Raw genomic sequence first — 15,228 nt, forward strand, 5'->3', positions numbered from 1 at the left:
ACACCTCAAGAAAGTACTATACCCTCAAAGGCCGACCCGGTAGCCACGATAAAGCTCAGCAGAATTATCGCTGCTGGTTTATCGCGGTGAACATAAAAAACGCAGCGATTCTATCGTCGATTTCGGGGCTTTTCTCCAACATAATTGGATTACTCAATGTTGTTTTGGTTGCGCGCCTATTAACGCCGGAGGAGATCGGTGTGTTCGTTATTGCCTCCTCGCTAACACTTATTGCTTCTGAGTTGCGAACCATTGGAATAAATACCTATATAATTCGAGAGGCAAGCCTAACCAAACAAAAGGTCAGCAGGTGCATCGGTCTTGCTATCCTTTTTTCCTACGGCTTTGCCCTGTTTTTGATTGCCGCCTCATCACCTCTCGCTGCCTTCTACGGGAACAACAATATCCAGTATCTCTTAGTCATTCTTTGCGCTGGTTTTTTTGTCGTGCCGTTTACAGCTGCAACCAGCGCAACACTTTCACGCGACTACAGATTCAGGCGAGTCCTGCTCATACAAAATATAGGACCGCTCATTGGTCTAATCACAACCATAGGTCTTATTAAAGCTGGACTAAGTTACTTCTCCCTTGCTATTGGACAATCGGTGACTGCAGTCACTACTGTGATCATTGCTCGCGTCGTCCGCCCGTCCTGGATGTCATGGAAGCCACTCTTCTTCGGCTTAGGTGATGTACTGAAAGTAGGCACGCTCAGCTCCGGCATTCAAGTGATGCAGAAGTTCCAAACAATTATTCCAGATCTAGTTTTTGGACGCGTTGCCGGACCCGCTTTCACAGCGGTTTTTTCGCGTGCCATGGGGCTCCAGGTCTTCGTATATGGAACCTTGCTTACGAGTGTAAACAACATCGCGTTACCGTACTTTTCCTCGGAATCTCGGCAGCAGAATGACGTTGGTACTGCTTACATAAAAGCCTCAAACATAGTTAACTGCTTCGTGGTCCCGCCACTCGTGTGCGCGTCAATTTTAAGCGAATCGCTAATCTACGTGATGTTTGGAGAACAGTGGGGGGAGTCTGTCTTTTATGCACGGCTGCTCGGCATTTGGATGGTCTTGAGAGCTTTACACTACACAGCGTTTCCCCTACTGTTAAGTCTGAAGAGAGAAAGGCCGCTCTTCATCTCCAGGTTATTCAGTTTTTCTTTATTCGTCTTTGGTGTGGTAGGTGTGTCGGCACACGAACCAGAGCAGGTCGTATACGTCTTCCTTCTAGTAGGTTTAGTAGACTTCGCTGTACTAAGCCGATTGATCAAGAGGAATGTAGGAGTCGGCCTGGCCGACTACCTGCGGAGCAACATTAAGTCTTTTGTCGTGACCACAGCCTGCGCTGCTGTTGCTTACCTGATTTCCAGTACGACTAGTGATGGTGTAAGCCACACTGCCGCTATCCTGCTTTCAACGGCGATCCTTCCTGTAGTATGGGCCGGAACGATCTTCTACACCAGACATATTATAGGCGAAGTCGCTATTGGCCTATATAGAAAGATTAGCAATAGGCGGTGATATGCGCTTGAAATGTCCGGCTAAACCAAACTTTATGATTATCGGATCGGCTCGTTGCGGTACCACGAGTTTGCATAAGTACCTTCAGCATCATCATGACATTTTTCTTAGTGAGCCGAAAGAGACCAATTTTTTCTCTAGAGACCGTTTTTACTCAAAAGGAGAGAGGTGGTACCTCTCTCATTTCAAAACAACAGCATATGCCGTAGGGGAAGCATCAACGAGCTACACATCTGCACCAAATGTAAGCGAGACGCCACGCAGGATCAGGCAGCTGCTGGGCGAGAACATTAAGTTTATTTATATTGTTCGAGACCCAGTCGAAAGAATCCTCTCACACTATATACATTATGCCTTCCGCGGTCAGACGGTCGAGCCACTGGATAGAATTTTGGAAGAGAAAAAAAGCAGTATCATCAATCAAGGAAGGTACGCCTATCAGCTCGACCAATATTTACAGCATTTTGAGAAAGCGAATTTTTTCGTGACTACCTTAAACCAGCTAAAGGCCAAGCCTCAGGAGACAATGGAATCGTTATATAAATTTCTTGGCGTTAGGCCAATCCTTCTTCCTGCGGAGAAACAGGCGGTCCATAATAAAAACACTGAATTCATTGAGATGACAGAGTTCGGCAAAGCACTGATGCAGTTCTACAACCATCACTTTGAGCATTTAGCCCTTCCGTATTTCATCGGTCAGTCTCTAGAAAATATCGCTCGGCTGGGTGGACGCCGCTTTACAAAGCCGATTCTTAGCAGGCAAACCCTTGAAGATATAAGAAGCTTCTATGTCAATGACATGAGAAAACTTAAGGCGGAATGGGGAATTGATCTCATAGAATATTGGTAAAGTATCAAGTAGGCACCTCAGAATAAATCTAGGCGTAGGTATAAAATGGTCAGTATTTTTATCTTCTTTTCCTCGCAGATTGCCTGTTATATCCTGAGCCTAGCGAAGACTCCCGCCTTCTCAGTTGCGGGTTATATCTTGATTTATTTTTTATATGATAGTAGCCGCTGGTGGCATGCAAATGTCCCCGAGCTAAACTACTCTTTCTACATATCTGGAACCATATTAGTTTTGGCCTTTCATCACAGAAATAGCTCTGAGTCTGTATTTGGCGACAGAATCATTCTATTGCTTATTGTTTTGGGGGTCTACTATTATACGATAAATTTTTGGGCCGTGGCGCCCGACATCCATACATACGATGCGCTTAATTTTGTAAAACTGCTCTTAGTGGTTATTGCCTCGGTTAAGCTTGCCACAAGCAGACACGATCTCGAAAAACTCATATGGGCTTTTACGCTAGGCTGCGCCTATATTGGATACTATATTCTTGAAACCGGAAGAACGGCCTATGGACGTGTCGAAGGTGTCGGCGTTGTGGATGCGCCGGATGTCAACGGTTTAGCAGCCACGCTGGTTATCGGTGCTATCTTTTCATTGATGTTGTTTTGGTTCTGTAGGGGTTTTCAACGTCTTATCTCGATTGTATGCGGAGCTTTGATTGTCAACGCGTTGGTGCTCATGAATAGCAGAGGTGCTTTTCTGGGTGTACTGACCGGTGCTGGTTGGTTTGTACTTCAAACATATCGCTCTAGCTTTCCGATCGCACATAAGAAACTGAAAATACTCTCGCTCGTGGCAGCCGGAGCCACATGCCTGATGCTAGTAGTAGACCAGAGTGCCATCGATAGATTCTTATCGATAAAGGATGAAGCCGAGATCACTAAGGACAAGCAGACAGGCTACACCAGACTGTACTTCTGGGCTGCTGCATTTGAAATGTCGAAGGACTTCCCGTTTGGTGCGGGCGCTCGGAGCTTTATCGTTTTGTCACCAGAGTATATATCGGACGATATCAATACAGGAAGCTTAAGGAACAGAGCTGCTCACTCAACTTGGTTTCAAGCCCTTACTGAGACCGGCTATCCAGGTTTGATTATTTTGTGTCTTACATTTGCGACTGCTTTCATTTATCTGTTCAGGATAAAACAGTCTGCTTTGATATTGGGATCCTACCCATGGCACGTATTGGCCTTGGGCCTGGAGGCAGCGATGATTGGCCACCTGACCGCTATCAGTTTTTTGGACCGATTCAGGGGTGTGTCTTTATATATCCTCATATTGATGATAGTTGTTTGCTATCGGGCAGGTTCGGTTGATTCCAAGATCGGGAGAAAGTGATCAGGTTTTCGTCCCATTCATCGCCATCAAGAAAACTCGTATTATCGTTCTTATGGCTTCGATCGCCCTTTTGCGAATCCGTTGACAGGCTCTGAAAGCCGCAGTCTGAACTGAGTCGAGTTCCCCCACCCCGGGGTCCGGCGGAACGACCAGGCAGCTAATTTATTATGAGCCTTGACAGGGGTTATATTAAGACCGCCCATACATGCCACTGCGCTCAGCCTGAGGGCTGTGCCGTCCCCGGCTATAATGACGCCAGGCGGAGGTGCTCGATCGCGGGTATGCGCCTTTAGAAAGAGTTAGGAGGCCAAAAATGCTAAAGAGGTTTAAGGAAGCGCTGTATTGGCGATACAGCGAAAGTCTGGAGCCGACAATTGATCTGTATGGAAGTGTCCCCAAGTTTGTTCAATACCATCGACAACTGAGGACTCGGATTTCAAACAACCCGGTCGTTTATATCTATGCAAACAGGCGGAATATCGGCGACTATCTCTCTTTTCGAGGTGCCAAAGAAATTGTTGGCCTTAACGGAGGAGAGCTTTACTGCGCCAATGCTTGGAGCCGGCATATGCCGTCCTACCTTTCCTTGTGCCGTGAACGGAATATCGTGGCGATTGTTGGCGGTGGCGGTTTATTACAACCAGCGTTCGAGCATTTTTGGGGACAACTGCTGAATAGCAACATTAAGTTCATCCTCATAGGTATTGGCATCAATACAATGCCTGGAAGGGCTGCATTACCGCAACATTTGGTCAGCAAGATTGCACGTTCTGCTATGTGGTGCGGAGTTCGCGACAAGTTTACTCAGTCGGAACTGGGAGCCTACCGCGTTAACCCTGTTCGACTGGGTATCTGCCCGAGCGTCAACTTTATTCACTCAATGGGATCATTTTCGGCCAAGCGATCCAACACTTTGCTTCACATAGTCCATGGGCCTGATCTACGCATGGCTGGGGCGGACGTAGGTAAAATACGAGATAATCTCATTAAATTTTGCTCGGCAAGCGGACTGGTTTATAGACAATCAGACAATATGGGAACCAATTACCGTTCCGCAGTACGTCAAATATCTTCCGCCGCGATTGTTGTCTCCAGTCGCCTTCATGGGTGCATTATCGCCTTGGCAACCAACACGCCGTTCATTCCTCTCATTTGCGATGAGAAGATGAGATTTTTTCTCGACACCCACACTAATTTTTCGGGGAGCGACCCGGTCGACTTTCACCAACAGCGCCTCGTCGAAGAAGCATGCGCTGCGAAGATGACATACGACACGCCTGTTGCCACCCACGGAATAGCTGAAAAGGTCAGATATAATTACCGGCTTGGGAAGGAGATAGAGAATATCATCGTTGAACTCCACGATGATCGCTAAAACTCTAACCAGCTATTGACTAAAAGAACTCATTTCTCCGAGCCGGCTCTGGCGACGCCCGGGCGCGCCAGTCGGTGCTCAGATTCGGGAAATACATTTACGTTTCCTCTTGTCTGGCTTATCATTGAGATATGCAACTAGTATCCGTCGTCATGTCCTGTTTCAACTCAGAGCGTTTCTTAAACGAAACAGTCGAAAGCATTCTTAAGCAAACTTATGGCAACTTCGAGTTTTTGATTGGGGATGACTGCTCCACGGATCGAACGCGTGATTTACTGAAAACATATGAGGACCCTAGGGTAAGAGTCTTCTACAATAGTGTAAATCTAGGATGTTACAAAACAGCGAACGCCCTTATCGGCAAAGCAAATGGCAGCTTGATAGCTCGCATTGATAGTGACGATGTTGCTACGCCGGATCGGCTAGCGAAGCAAGTCGCTTTCCTTAATTCAAATCCGTCTGTTGGGTGCGTTGGCTCTAACTTGACACTCATCGATGAGAGCGGTGACGAACTTACTCACTGGGATTATCCTGAAGAGGACGAATGCATTCGGTGGGCGCTAATGTTCAACAGTGCCATAGCCCATCCAAGTTCAATGTTCAGATTGAGTGCCTTCAATGCAATTGGAGGGTATGACGAGGATCTGCACGCTGCGGCCGACTACGACTGCTGGGTAAGAATGTCTAGAGTTTGTCGGCTCCACAATTTGCAGCAACGCCTTGTGAAGTACCGCATCCACGAAAATACCGTATCCTCTGTAAGGACGGACTTACAGCACTCTATAAGATCTAGGGTTTCCCAGATGGCCATCAGGGAGAGCTGTGGGCTTCAATTGGGAGCAAGCTTAACCTTCATTGATAGCCACAGTCACAACGACATCAATGAACTTAGAACCACACTTAATAGGTTAGCACTAGAATTTAAGAAAAACTATACAAGTGCTACGGTCGATGGTTTCATCAATTATAGCGTCCAAAGCTTATTATATGAGCAGATATGTAAACTGCCATACGGTCGTCGACTCATCATTGCCCTCTTCAACAGTTTCAATATGAAGCCTAGGCAGCGCCTGACTATGGCCTGTCCGGAAGCTCTGAAACGAATACTGCGTAGAAACATTAATGTGTATTAAAGCATTTCGCGCAACTTAAAGAGCAACCTACTCCCCATCCAACTGGAGGCGTCGGTGCAACATGCGCTGCCAAAAAGGAAGGGCGTTGTTTCCTGGAGATCCGAGATGCGGATCTTCTTCAGAAGTGGTCCATTTCTCCCCGATCAAAATCTCCGCGCCCGGCCCAGGCATGCGCGGCTCTTGGTGAACTGCAGGATCATCGGCACGAGGCTCCTGAGTGGGTATCGTTGGAGGGTCTTCGGATCCGGTGTCGACTGTGGACACCAGCTCGAGATTGTAAACTAATAGCACGGGTTGGCGCTCATAGCGGCTCTGAAGCGGATCGGCATCGTTAATCATCAAATAAAGTCGTTTTGTCGAAGGCTCAAAATCAGCCCCGGAGATTTCTTTTCCTAGCGTGAATACGGGCCAGTATCCATACTCAAACGGCCGGAGAGAATGTGGTGCGACTGTACCTCTATTGCTTTTTATTATTTCCTCCTTTTTGTATAGCCAGTAGTAACTACCAGTATCGAGATGATCGTAGGCACAGTAGCCTGCGCATTGAGTACCGTTATCCTGCTTTATTTTATAGCCTACGCCGCTTTCGTGTCCCCCTGAGCTCCCTAAAACTAAGTAGTTGTAATCCTCAGGCACAAAGAAACCGTGCACGGCGGCGGAAAGATGAGTCCAGACGTTATTCGCTCCACTACGATTTCCAAGGTCGTGATGCAAGGGGTTGGAGAGGGAGTAATCAAGGACTGCTTTAGCAGGCACCTGCGCACTTCGGACGGAGCGGGACACTATCACAGCCGGATCCCAGAGAAAGAGCGATGGGCCCATGCTGGAACGGCTGTTTATGGGTAAGTTACTAGCAAAGCCCGCGAGATAAGGCGCGCCAAGCGTAGACTTTAGTGGATCCGGTACTTCGCTCATCCAACCCGCCGAATGTGTTGCGCCCTGCAACCTAAAGTATCCCCTTAAGGTAGAAGTAAGATTCCACGCATCGTCAAAAACTACAGTGGTTTGGAGGTTGTCCGCATCTGCGTCGTAATACTCGGCCACATTGACAACCAGTGCTCCATTAAACAGCTCGATACCAGTAACGCGCGTTGGCAAATTCCCTTCCGAAACCGGCGGATCAATTTTTACGAATCCATCAACGACTGGTGCGATCGGGTAGTCCTCAATGTTGCGGGAGAATACGGGCGCCGGCAGCTCATAGCGCGCAATACTGAAATGGTGGGTGTGGCCGGCTATCCAGAGGCTTCCGCCGTTTTCAGACACCGCTATCGGCCCTGTGTTGTAGGCCACCCGCGACGTGCCGAACGTACCAGCTTGCAAACGGATTCCGCCCTGGAAGCTAAGCTCATAGCGACCAGCCAGCATGGCGGTGTCAGGCAATGTATCCGCAGGTAATACTGGAGATATGATTGCGAGTGCAGCCGCGGTCCTTGAGACAAGCCTCCGAGCTTGGTCGCCTACGCCATCCTTCAAACTTTTTTTCCGCCATATGACAAGTTTATTTTCTCCTGCTGCGGCTCCGCAGATGAGTCTTGACCACCAGACTTCGTGGTATTGCCCTGCCTCTGCTAATAGCCGCGCCACGATGTCCGCAGTATATCAATAGCACGGCGCCAGAGGGAGCCGCTTGTGTTGCTTTGGAGCGCGGCTCTACCACCGTCGAGCCCGACAATCGCCTTGTTGGTACGATTGCCCACGATCTTGACACCCCGGGTTGTTTCGAACCGATATTCGATTGCGTGCGGGTAGCTGTGCGCCAGCTCAATGACATTGTTGGCCACCAATGTACCCGGGCTGGACTCCAGGGCAATGCCGACATCGCTGAAAGGGTCATCGCGACGGGTGTGCAGGATGACATTGCCGAGGATAGCGCCACCATTATTACCGTTGGCCGGGTCAGCCGTCAGGCCGAACCCGATACCCCGGTCCGAATTGATGATCAGGTTGTTCTTCACGGTGTTGTCGGCACTGCCCTTCCACAGGTGGATAGCGTGCTCAGCCACGCGCCCGGCGGGGCTAGCGATATTGCGGAAGGCGTTCTCACTGATCACCCACCCGCGTCCACCGTGCATGTCCAAACCGCCGATATAGTACTGCGGGCCGAAGCGTGCACTGTACGCAAACATATTGTTGTGCAGTTCTCCGAAATCGGCAGAAACGTCTTCTCCTTCGACTTTACTCACCTTGAACAGCTGCTCCCAGCCGTCTCGCAGTACACAGTTTGTCATTTTAAAGAAATCCGCATCGGCCTCGCCGCGCAGTTGCACGAGGTGGTTACCTGCCCGCTCTAGTGTAAGCCCTGATAGGCGCACCCATTTGCCGCTGACCACCACGAGGTTGCCGGCGCCCTGCCGCATACCACGCCCACGCAGGATAGCGCCGCTCGGACCCTGGCTGACGGACTCCAACACAACGCGATCGCCGCTAATGTTGAGCACACGATCGAGTTCATAAACGCCATCACGCAGAGCAACGGTGACGCCCCCTGTCTCGTTACCGGCCTTGACGGCCGCTAGAAGCTCCTCAGCTGTGCTTACGACGATGCGCTCATCAGCCCGCAGCACACCAGAAAAAAACAGGCCCAAGAACAGTGCAGCCGCAAGCCGGATGGAGCCGGCCTGCCACCAGCATAAGCAGCACCCAGTCTGGCCGCTCATCGCAGCGCCTCATGTGCCGGGGCAATGTTCCGGGCCCAGTTAAACTGTTCCTCGACCAGCGCCCGAGCCAGCACACCTAGCTTGTCGTATTCATTCGCGATCAGGCGTTCCAGGGCTGCTACGTAATCCACCGGGCTGTCACAGCAGAGTACGGTCTTACCGTGCTCTGCCGCTATCCCCTCCAGACCCGCGCTGCTAGAAAGGACCGGCCGGGCCATGGCCATTGCTTCCAGCACCTTGTTCTGCACCCCGCGAGCGATACGCAGCGGTGCCACCGCCGCCAGGGCGAACTGCAGGTAAGGTCTGACATCCTCGACCCTGCCAGTGACGGTAACACCCGGCAACTCGGCGAGCTTGACGACCGCCGGCGTGGGCTTGCTACCCACGATGTAAAAAGCGACTCGCGGGTTGCGCGCCCGCACCAATGGCAGCACCTCGTGAGCGAACCAGGTCACCGCGTCCACGTTCGGCCAGTAGTCCATCGCGCCGGTGAACACCAGCGGCAACTCGTCTTCGGCATAGGGAGTGGATTGCTCCGGCCGTGGACGGAAATAACAGCTATCAACGCCGTTGTTGAAATGAGAGACGCGCTCGGCAGCACCCGGCGCGAGGGTGCGGAACAGGGTCGCTTCCCTTTCAGAAACGAGGAACGTGCGCACAGCCAACCCGGCTGCCTCGCGCTCGGCCTTCAGCAGGGTGCGTGCCTCGCGCGCATACACCGCTGACAGCGGCCACGGCCGACTGGCGGCGTACTGCCGCCATTTGTCTGAATCCACATCGACGAGGTCGATGACGGTCTTTCTGACTCTCTCACCCGCCCCCGTTCCCGGCCGCAGGTATTGCGCCATCGGGGAGCAGAACACGAGCGCCCGCTCAATGGCATGTGCCGCAACTCGCTCGTCAGCCCAGCGCTGAAGTGCGGCGCTACGGTAGTAAGCAAGCGACAGTGCCTCGCCCTTGAGCAGCGCGAGCGCACTGAGGAGCCTGGCGCGGCGGGGTGCCAGGGGCAGGAATAGCGCATCGGCGCAGCGCCCCCGGACGGTGTCTTCGTAGCGGTGATCCGCGGGGTCATCAACAAAAGTGGCCAGATAGACAGCAAAGTGATCGGCCAACCAATCGAGCAAGTGCCAGGACCGTATCTTGTCCCCCTTGTTGGGCGGGTAGGGGATGCGATGGCACAGAAAGAGCAGTGGGGGCTTCGCGCTCAAGAGCTACGCACGTACCTGGTTCGATTCGTGGCGGCAACAAGCCTGCAACGCCTCCGGCAAAGTCAGCGGCGGCGCCTCGCCAGCGATCTGCCTGTGGAAAACACGGTCCATGCGGCCCCAGGAAAAATCCCGCAACAATCGCCGCAGCCGTGGCTCGGTGCGCGCCAGGTTGAGATAGTGCCGAAAGCGGGCCTTGCGCGACAGGCCTGCGGTGCGCGGCTGCGAGGCATCGATCTCCCAGGGATGAAAATAGAAGTGAGCGCTCTCGCGATCATTTTCGTTCACCTGCCGCAGAGCCCAGCGCGAGAACGCGTAGGGAAACAGGCGGAACCAGCCGCCGCCACCGCAGTTCAACCGGCGGCCCGCCACGGTGATCGTGGTGACGGGGATTTCCGTCAGCCGCCCGCCCGCGGTGAGAAAGGCGAAGCGCGGCGCTTCCGGCATGCCGTACAGGTCGTGGCGCAGCGGGGCGATGCTCGAGCTGTAGCGATAGCCCAGGTCCGCCAGCACGTCATGGGCCCACAGGTTCTGCGCGCCGATGGAATAGCTGGCAGCGCGGTAGCCATTGACGGCACAGCCGCCCAGGTCCTCGAGAAAGGCCTTGGTGCGGCCGGCATCCTCGCGGAAGCCCTCCGGCGACTGGTTCACCACGCGCACATGCTCCCAGCCATGGCTGGCCAGCTCGTGCCCTTCGGCGACGATGCGCTGCACCATCGCCGGGCAGCGCTCGGCGACCCAGCCCAGGGTGAAGAACGTCGCCTTGACACCGTGTTCGTCGAAGAGCGCCAGAATACGATCGACGTTGCGCTCCACCCGCAGTTCCAGCCGGTCCCACTCAGCGCGGTGCACGGCCTGCTCGAAGGCGGAGACCTGGAAATAGTCCTCCACGTCCACGGTCATGGCATTGCGGATGGCGGTCACAGGCCCTGACCCGGGATTCCCCGCGCGCCTGCGCCGCCAGCACCACGTGCGCCACCCGCGCCACCTGCGCCACCTGCGCCACCTGCGCCACCTGCGCCACCTGCGCCACCTGCGCCACCTGCGCCACCTGCGCCAAAATTGAAACGCAGGCTGAGGGAGAGGCGGTGCTCCTCGAAAGTGTTGAAATTACCGCCGACGGCACCGGCCACGCCCGTGCCCTCCTGGTCCGTGTAATCGTAGCGCAGCGTCAGCACCGCATCCCGGCCCAGGCGTCGGCGCAGGCCCACACTGCCGCCCCAGGCCTCAAGGCCCTGAGCCCCGCTTAACCCGCCGAAAAGAAGGCTGCCTTCGTTTTCCCGGTACCGCATGCTCAGGTCAAGTGTCGTTCCCGGGCCGATGCGGCGCGACACGGTGCCACTGATACTGCGGAATTCACCCTCACCATTGTCCAGCGCGCGGGTCTGCTGCGAATCGGCACCCCGCAGCGTAAACGTCGTTCGCCGCGCCTCGAAGCGATAGGCCAGCGTGAAACGTTCGTTGAGTACCGGGCCCTGGCCGATGAAAGTCGGGCTGCCCGCCCCGGGCAGGGGCTCGCCGGGGCTGCCGAGGCCCGGGTCCAGCGGGTCATCCGGGTCGAAGGCGCCGCCGGCGCCGCGGATATTGCGGGGGAATTGCAGGTCCCGCAGGTACTCGGCGCGCAGGTTCGTGCGCTTGTGCCGGTAGTCGATGGCGAAACGCGGCGTCTCACCGAAGAAGCGCTCGCCATAGCCCGCGTCCAGCGTCACCCGCTCGTTGGGGGTGAAGCGCACGCCGAGGTCCCAATAGTCACCGTCCGTCTCGTTGTCCGCCGAGACGAAATTGTTGTCCTCCTCGCCGGCATAGCCGTTGAGCTGCCAGCGGCGCGACAGGTTCAAGGCAGCGCGCACCTCCAAGCGGGCGAGGCGGTTGTCGAACTCCGGGAGCGCCCCCTGCCGCTCGAAGGTGATCTCCGAGTAGTTGCCGCGCAGCCCGGCGCTGAAGCGGCTGGCTTCGGGCACCATGCCGATATCCAGCTCCGCGCGGTCTTCCTGCGAGTCGCCCAGGGCGCGGTTGAAGGAGTTGTACTGCTCGTTGTAGTTGTAGCGCAGGAAGGTGGCCCAGCGCTCGCCATAGCGGCGATCTATGCGGGCCCCGGCGCCCCAGCGGTAGGTGATGTTCGTGTTACCGGTGGCGTTGATGTTGTCGTCACCGCCTGCGGCGAAGGGGTTGAGGGGGTTCTGCGCCGCAAAAGCATCCGCTTCCAGGTAAAAGAGGTTTTCCAAGGCCTCAAGCTCACCGAACGCGTTGCCCCTGGGCGCCCAGGTCTCGCGGTTTACCTGGTTGCCAAACCCGCCCTGGGGGCAGTCGATGTCGCTCTCGCCCAGGGTGTTGTACTCCACGGCGCCGCGCAGGGCGAAGTCCAGCCGGTCGCCGTCGGCCTGCAGGTTAACACGCGGCGTGACCGTCCCCACCGGCTCACCCTGCTCGTCGTCCGGCGCCCGGCAGATGTTCGTGGAGTAGTAGGAGCCCACGGTGAGCCCGGCGCCACGGGTCCACTCCGCGGCGGCAGCGCCAACGGACCCCAGCACCCCGCTGACCAATGCGCTGCCGGCGGCCAACAGAAAGACATTGCACTGGCCCCGCATCATGCGCTGCCCTCAGCCCGCTCGGTGTCCTTGTAGCGGTCGCTGCCGTACTCGGCGTAGCCCTGGCCGTAGCCGTAATAGCCATAGGTGCCCACGCCGAAGATGCCGCTGCGCCGGCGCGAGGCCCGGTTCAGCATTACGCCCACCATCTTGTCCGCGCCGATATGCTCCAGCCCTTCCTTCACCGCCGCCTGCGGCGTCACATCCGCTGAAGCCACGAAGACAATCTGCCCCATGAAGGAGGCGAGCACGCCGGCCTCCGTAGTGAGCAGCAGCGGCGGCGAATCGAAAACGATAACCCGGTCCGGGTAGCGGTTGGAAAGCTCGATCATGAGCTGCTGCATGTCGCTACTCGCCAGCAGCTCCGTGGCATGCTCGCTGGCATTACCGGCCGGGAGCACCCGCAGGTCCGGCAGGTTCGTGCGCAGGATCACGTCCCCCGGGTCTGCCACCGCCCCGGTGAGCAGGTCGATAAGCCCGGGGGCATCCTCCGGCACACCGAGTTGCTTGCCGGCCGTCGCACGCACCACGTCCGCATCGACGAAGAGCACGGTCTTGTCCTTCTCCATGGCGATACTCATGGCCAGGTTGATCGACGAGAAGGTCTTGCCGTCGCCCTGCAGGGCGCTGGTCACCATGACCAGGTTCGGGTAATCGATGCTGGCGCCGCCACGGCCGCTGATGTTTCGCAGCAGCGGCCGCTTGATCGTACGGAATTCCTCCGCCGTACGGCTGCGCGGCACGAGGGGCGACAGGAAGCCCTGTGCCTGCAGCGCCTCGAAGGGAATCTCGATCACCGGCTTGTCGAAGTCCGCGGGCGCGGCGGCGGTCTCTTCTGCGCCTGAGGACGCTTCGCTCCTTGCCGCTGCCTGCACCGCGCCTGCCACCGCCTCGGGCGGGGAAGGGGGGCGCCCCGGCTGGCGGCTGACCATTTCCTCCGGCGTCGACGGGGCCGGCTCGGCCGGCTCTCTACGCTTCTGGCCCGCTTTCAGGGCTTTCTCGATGATGCTGCTCATAGGGGTAACAGCTCCGGCGCGACCACCACGCCCCCGAAGACCCCCACCAGGAGCAGCAGGCAGGTAGCGAAGGCAGCGTAGTGCAGGCGGTCCGCGCGCAGTTCGGCCGCCGTTTTGTTGAAGGTGACGACGCCGAGCAGCGGCAGCCCGGTGGCGTCCGCAAGCGAGCGCGCATCGACGACCATGGGCCGCAGCAGCGACAGCAACAGCGCCAGCCCCGCACCCGCGCCGAGCGCCACGACGAGCACACCGGCGTTCAGCAACAGCTTGTTCGGCTCGCTCGGTTCCAGGGGCACGAAGGGCGGGTCGACCACGCGGAAGGTCACGTCGCTCGCGCTGTCCTCCACCCCCTGGGAGAGCCGGGCGGATTCGCGGCGCTCAAGCAGTTCCTGGTGCTGGGCGCGCACGACCTCGTAGTCCCGGTTCAGGGCCTTGAGCTGCGCTTCCACCTCGGGGATCTGCGTCACCTTGCCCGCCAGCTCCGCCTCCCGTCGCTCCAGTTCCGCCACCCGGACCTCGAGCTCGGCGACGTTCGCCTCCGCCTCGGAAAGCAGCGTCTGCACATCCTGGTAGAGCGGGTTGGCCAGCCGGCCGGGGGAGTCGCCAGGCGCTTGGAGGGCGGCTTCCCGCTGGGCCTCGAGTTCACCGATCAGGCCGGTGATCTGCTGCACCTCCGGGTGCTTGTCGGTATAGCGCGAGAGCAGGCTGTCGAGCTTGATGCGCAACTGCTGCAGCCGGGCGTCGATCGGCGTCATGATCCCGGAAGCCACCAGCCGGTCGATGCCATCCTCACCGCCGCCGAGCTGGCCGGCGAGCGCGTCGCGGCGTTTCCTGGCGGCGTCGAGGTCCAGGCGGGTCTCGTCCAGGGCGTTGCGCAGGGTCTCGAGGCGGGAGTAGTAATCGGAGCCCCGCTGGCCCGGCAGCACGTCCACATTCTGCTGCTTGAAGCGGGCCAGCCGGTTCTCGGCCTCGATGAGCCTGCGCTCGTACTGGGCGATCTGTTCGTCGAGGAAACTCTCGGCGTCATTCGTGTCGCCACGTTTTTCGCTCAACGAGCTTTCAATGAAGACCGTTATGAGGGATTGCGCGATGCGACGGGCAGTCTCGCGGTCGCGGTCGCGCACGCTGATGTTGTAGAGAGACTGGTTACCGCGCTGGCCGCTGAGCGACATCGACTCCCGCAAACGCTCGATCAATTTTTCCTGCTCGGCCGGCGTGGTCGCCTCGAGGTCGAGGTCCGTCATGCGCGCCAGCTTCTCGAGATTCGGCCTGCTGAACAGGGTACTGCTCATCATGCGCACCCGCTGATTGATATCCGGGGTGATCGCAAGCCCGCGCAGCAGCGGGCGCAGGACCGAACTGGTATCGACGTAAACCCGCGCCGTGGCGACGTAGGACTCGGGCATCTGCCACACGAAGGCCCAGCCCCCCAGGGCGACGACCCAGGCCACGCCCAGGGCGAGCCAGCGGTGGCGCCAGACCCCCCAGACATAGCTCAGGATCTGCGCGATGGTTTCCTGCATGCCGGTCTCCGCGC

12 protein-coding genes are annotated in these 15,228 nt (G+C 56.7%); 5 read left to right on the top strand and 7 right to left on the bottom strand.

Annotation, left to right across the window (positions count from 1 at the left end; translation table 11 throughout):
- Positions 1 to 86: 86 nt before the first annotated feature.
- The 5 genes from ACX93N_RS07935 to ACX93N_RS07955 all read left to right on the top strand — a co-directional run bounded on the left by ACX93N_RS07935 (position 87) and on the right by ACX93N_RS07955 (position 6,222).
- The gene (locus tag ACX93N_RS07935) at positions 87 to 1,523 is read left to right on the top strand and encodes an oligosaccharide flippase family protein (RefSeq protein ID WP_459427867.1); all 1,437 of its coding nucleotides are present in this window, start codon (positions 87 to 89) and stop codon (positions 1,521 to 1,523) included.
- Positions 1,489 to 2,373 (top strand): sulfotransferase family protein, encoded by an 885-nt coding sequence (locus ACX93N_RS07940; RefSeq protein WP_459427868.1) that lies wholly within the window; start codon positions 1,489 to 1,491, stop codon positions 2,371 to 2,373. Before ACX93N_RS07935 ends, ACX93N_RS07940 begins: the two co-directional genes overlap by 35 nt.
- Positions 2,374 to 2,418: 45 nt before the next feature.
- A complete protein-coding gene (locus ACX93N_RS07945) occupies positions 2,419 to 3,714 on the top strand; it encodes an O-antigen ligase family protein (RefSeq protein ID WP_459427869.1) in 1,296 nt (431 codons plus the stop codon).
- A 313-nt stretch (positions 3,715 to 4,027) separates the two neighbouring features.
- Complete coding sequence (locus ACX93N_RS07950; protein WP_459427870.1) at positions 4,028 to 5,089, top strand: polysaccharide pyruvyl transferase family protein; 1,062 nt, start codon at positions 4,028 to 4,030, stop codon at positions 5,087 to 5,089.
- 152 nt (positions 5,090 to 5,241) lie between these two features.
- Positions 5,242 to 6,222, top strand: coding sequence for a glycosyltransferase (locus ACX93N_RS07955; RefSeq protein WP_459427871.1), 981 nt, complete (start codon positions 5,242 to 5,244; stop codon positions 6,220 to 6,222).
- Positions 6,223 to 6,249: 27 nt separating this feature from the next.
- Here the strand turns inward: ACX93N_RS07955 and ACX93N_RS07960 are convergent, their stop codons facing one another.
- The 7 genes from ACX93N_RS07960 to ACX93N_RS07990 form a co-directional block, all read right to left on the bottom strand.
- Positions 6,250 to 7,590, bottom strand: coding sequence for a hypothetical protein (locus tag ACX93N_RS07960; protein ID WP_459427872.1), 1,341 nt, complete (start codon positions 7,588 to 7,590; stop codon positions 6,250 to 6,252).
- A gap of 203 nt (positions 7,591 to 7,793) precedes the next feature.
- On the bottom strand, positions 7,794 to 8,882 hold the full coding sequence (locus ACX93N_RS07965; protein ID WP_459427873.1) for a right-handed parallel beta-helix repeat-containing protein: 1,089 nt from the start codon (positions 8,880 to 8,882) through the stop codon (positions 7,794 to 7,796).
- Complete coding sequence (locus tag ACX93N_RS07970) at positions 8,879 to 10,090, bottom strand: TIGR03087 family PEP-CTERM/XrtA system glycosyltransferase (RefSeq protein ID WP_459427874.1); 1,212 nt, start codon at positions 10,088 to 10,090, stop codon at positions 8,879 to 8,881. Before ACX93N_RS07970 ends, ACX93N_RS07965 begins: the two co-directional genes overlap by 4 nt.
- Before the next feature lie 3 nt (positions 10,091 to 10,093).
- A complete protein-coding gene (locus tag ACX93N_RS07975) occupies positions 10,094 to 11,011 on the bottom strand; it encodes an XrtA system polysaccharide deacetylase (RefSeq protein WP_459427875.1) in 918 nt (305 codons plus the stop codon).
- Positions 11,008 to 12,678: a TIGR03016 family PEP-CTERM system-associated outer membrane protein gene (locus tag ACX93N_RS07980; protein WP_459427876.1), complete on the bottom strand. Its 1,671-nt coding sequence runs from the start codon at positions 12,676 to 12,678 to the stop codon at positions 11,008 to 11,010. The genes ACX93N_RS07975 and ACX93N_RS07980 overlap by 4 nt, the downstream gene beginning before the upstream one ends.
- Positions 12,675 to 13,691, bottom strand: coding sequence for an XrtA-associated tyrosine autokinase (locus tag ACX93N_RS07985; protein ID WP_459427877.1), 1,017 nt, complete (start codon positions 13,689 to 13,691; stop codon positions 12,675 to 12,677). The genes ACX93N_RS07980 and ACX93N_RS07985 overlap by 4 nt, the downstream gene beginning before the upstream one ends.
- Positions 13,688 to 15,214 carry an XrtA system polysaccharide chain length determinant gene (locus ACX93N_RS07990; RefSeq protein WP_459427878.1) on the bottom strand — a complete coding sequence of 509 codons (1,527 nt, stop codon included), beginning with the start codon at positions 15,212 to 15,214 and terminating at the stop codon, positions 13,688 to 13,690. Before ACX93N_RS07990 ends, ACX93N_RS07985 begins: the two co-directional genes overlap by 4 nt.
- Positions 15,215 to 15,228: the final 14 nt, after the last annotated feature.

The sequence above is a fragment of the Pseudohaliea sp. genome (assembly GCF_054552115.1).

Excerpts from the sequence above, each read along its gene's own strand:
- ACX93N_RS07945 (WP_459427869.1), top strand. The coding sequence starts at position 2,419 with ATGGTCAGTATTTTTATCTTCTTTTCCTCGCAGATTGCCTGTTATATC.
- ACX93N_RS07950 (WP_459427870.1), top strand. The coding sequence starts at position 4,028 with ATGCTAAAGAGGTTTAAGGAAGCGCTGTATTGGCGATACAGCGAAAGT.
- ACX93N_RS07955 (WP_459427871.1), top strand. The coding sequence starts at position 5,242 with ATGTCCTGTTTCAACTCAGAGCGTTTCTTAAACGAAACAGTCGAAAGC.
- ACX93N_RS07960 (WP_459427872.1), bottom strand. The coding sequence starts at position 7,590 with ATGCTGGCTGGTCGCTATGAGCTTAGCTTCCAGGGCGGAATCCGTTTG.
- ACX93N_RS07965 (WP_459427873.1), bottom strand. The coding sequence starts at position 8,882 with ATGAGCGGCCAGACTGGGTGCTGCTTATGCTGGTGGCAGGCCGGCTCC.
- ACX93N_RS07980 (WP_459427876.1), bottom strand. The coding sequence starts at position 12,678 with ATGATGCGGGGCCAGTGCAATGTCTTTCTGTTGGCCGCCGGCAGCGCA.
- ACX93N_RS07985 (WP_459427877.1), bottom strand. The coding sequence starts at position 13,691 with ATGAGCAGCATCATCGAGAAAGCCCTGAAAGCGGGCCAGAAGCGTAGA.
- ACX93N_RS07990 (WP_459427878.1), bottom strand. The coding sequence starts at position 15,214 with ATGCAGGAAACCATCGCGCAGATCCTGAGCTATGTCTGGGGGGTCTGG.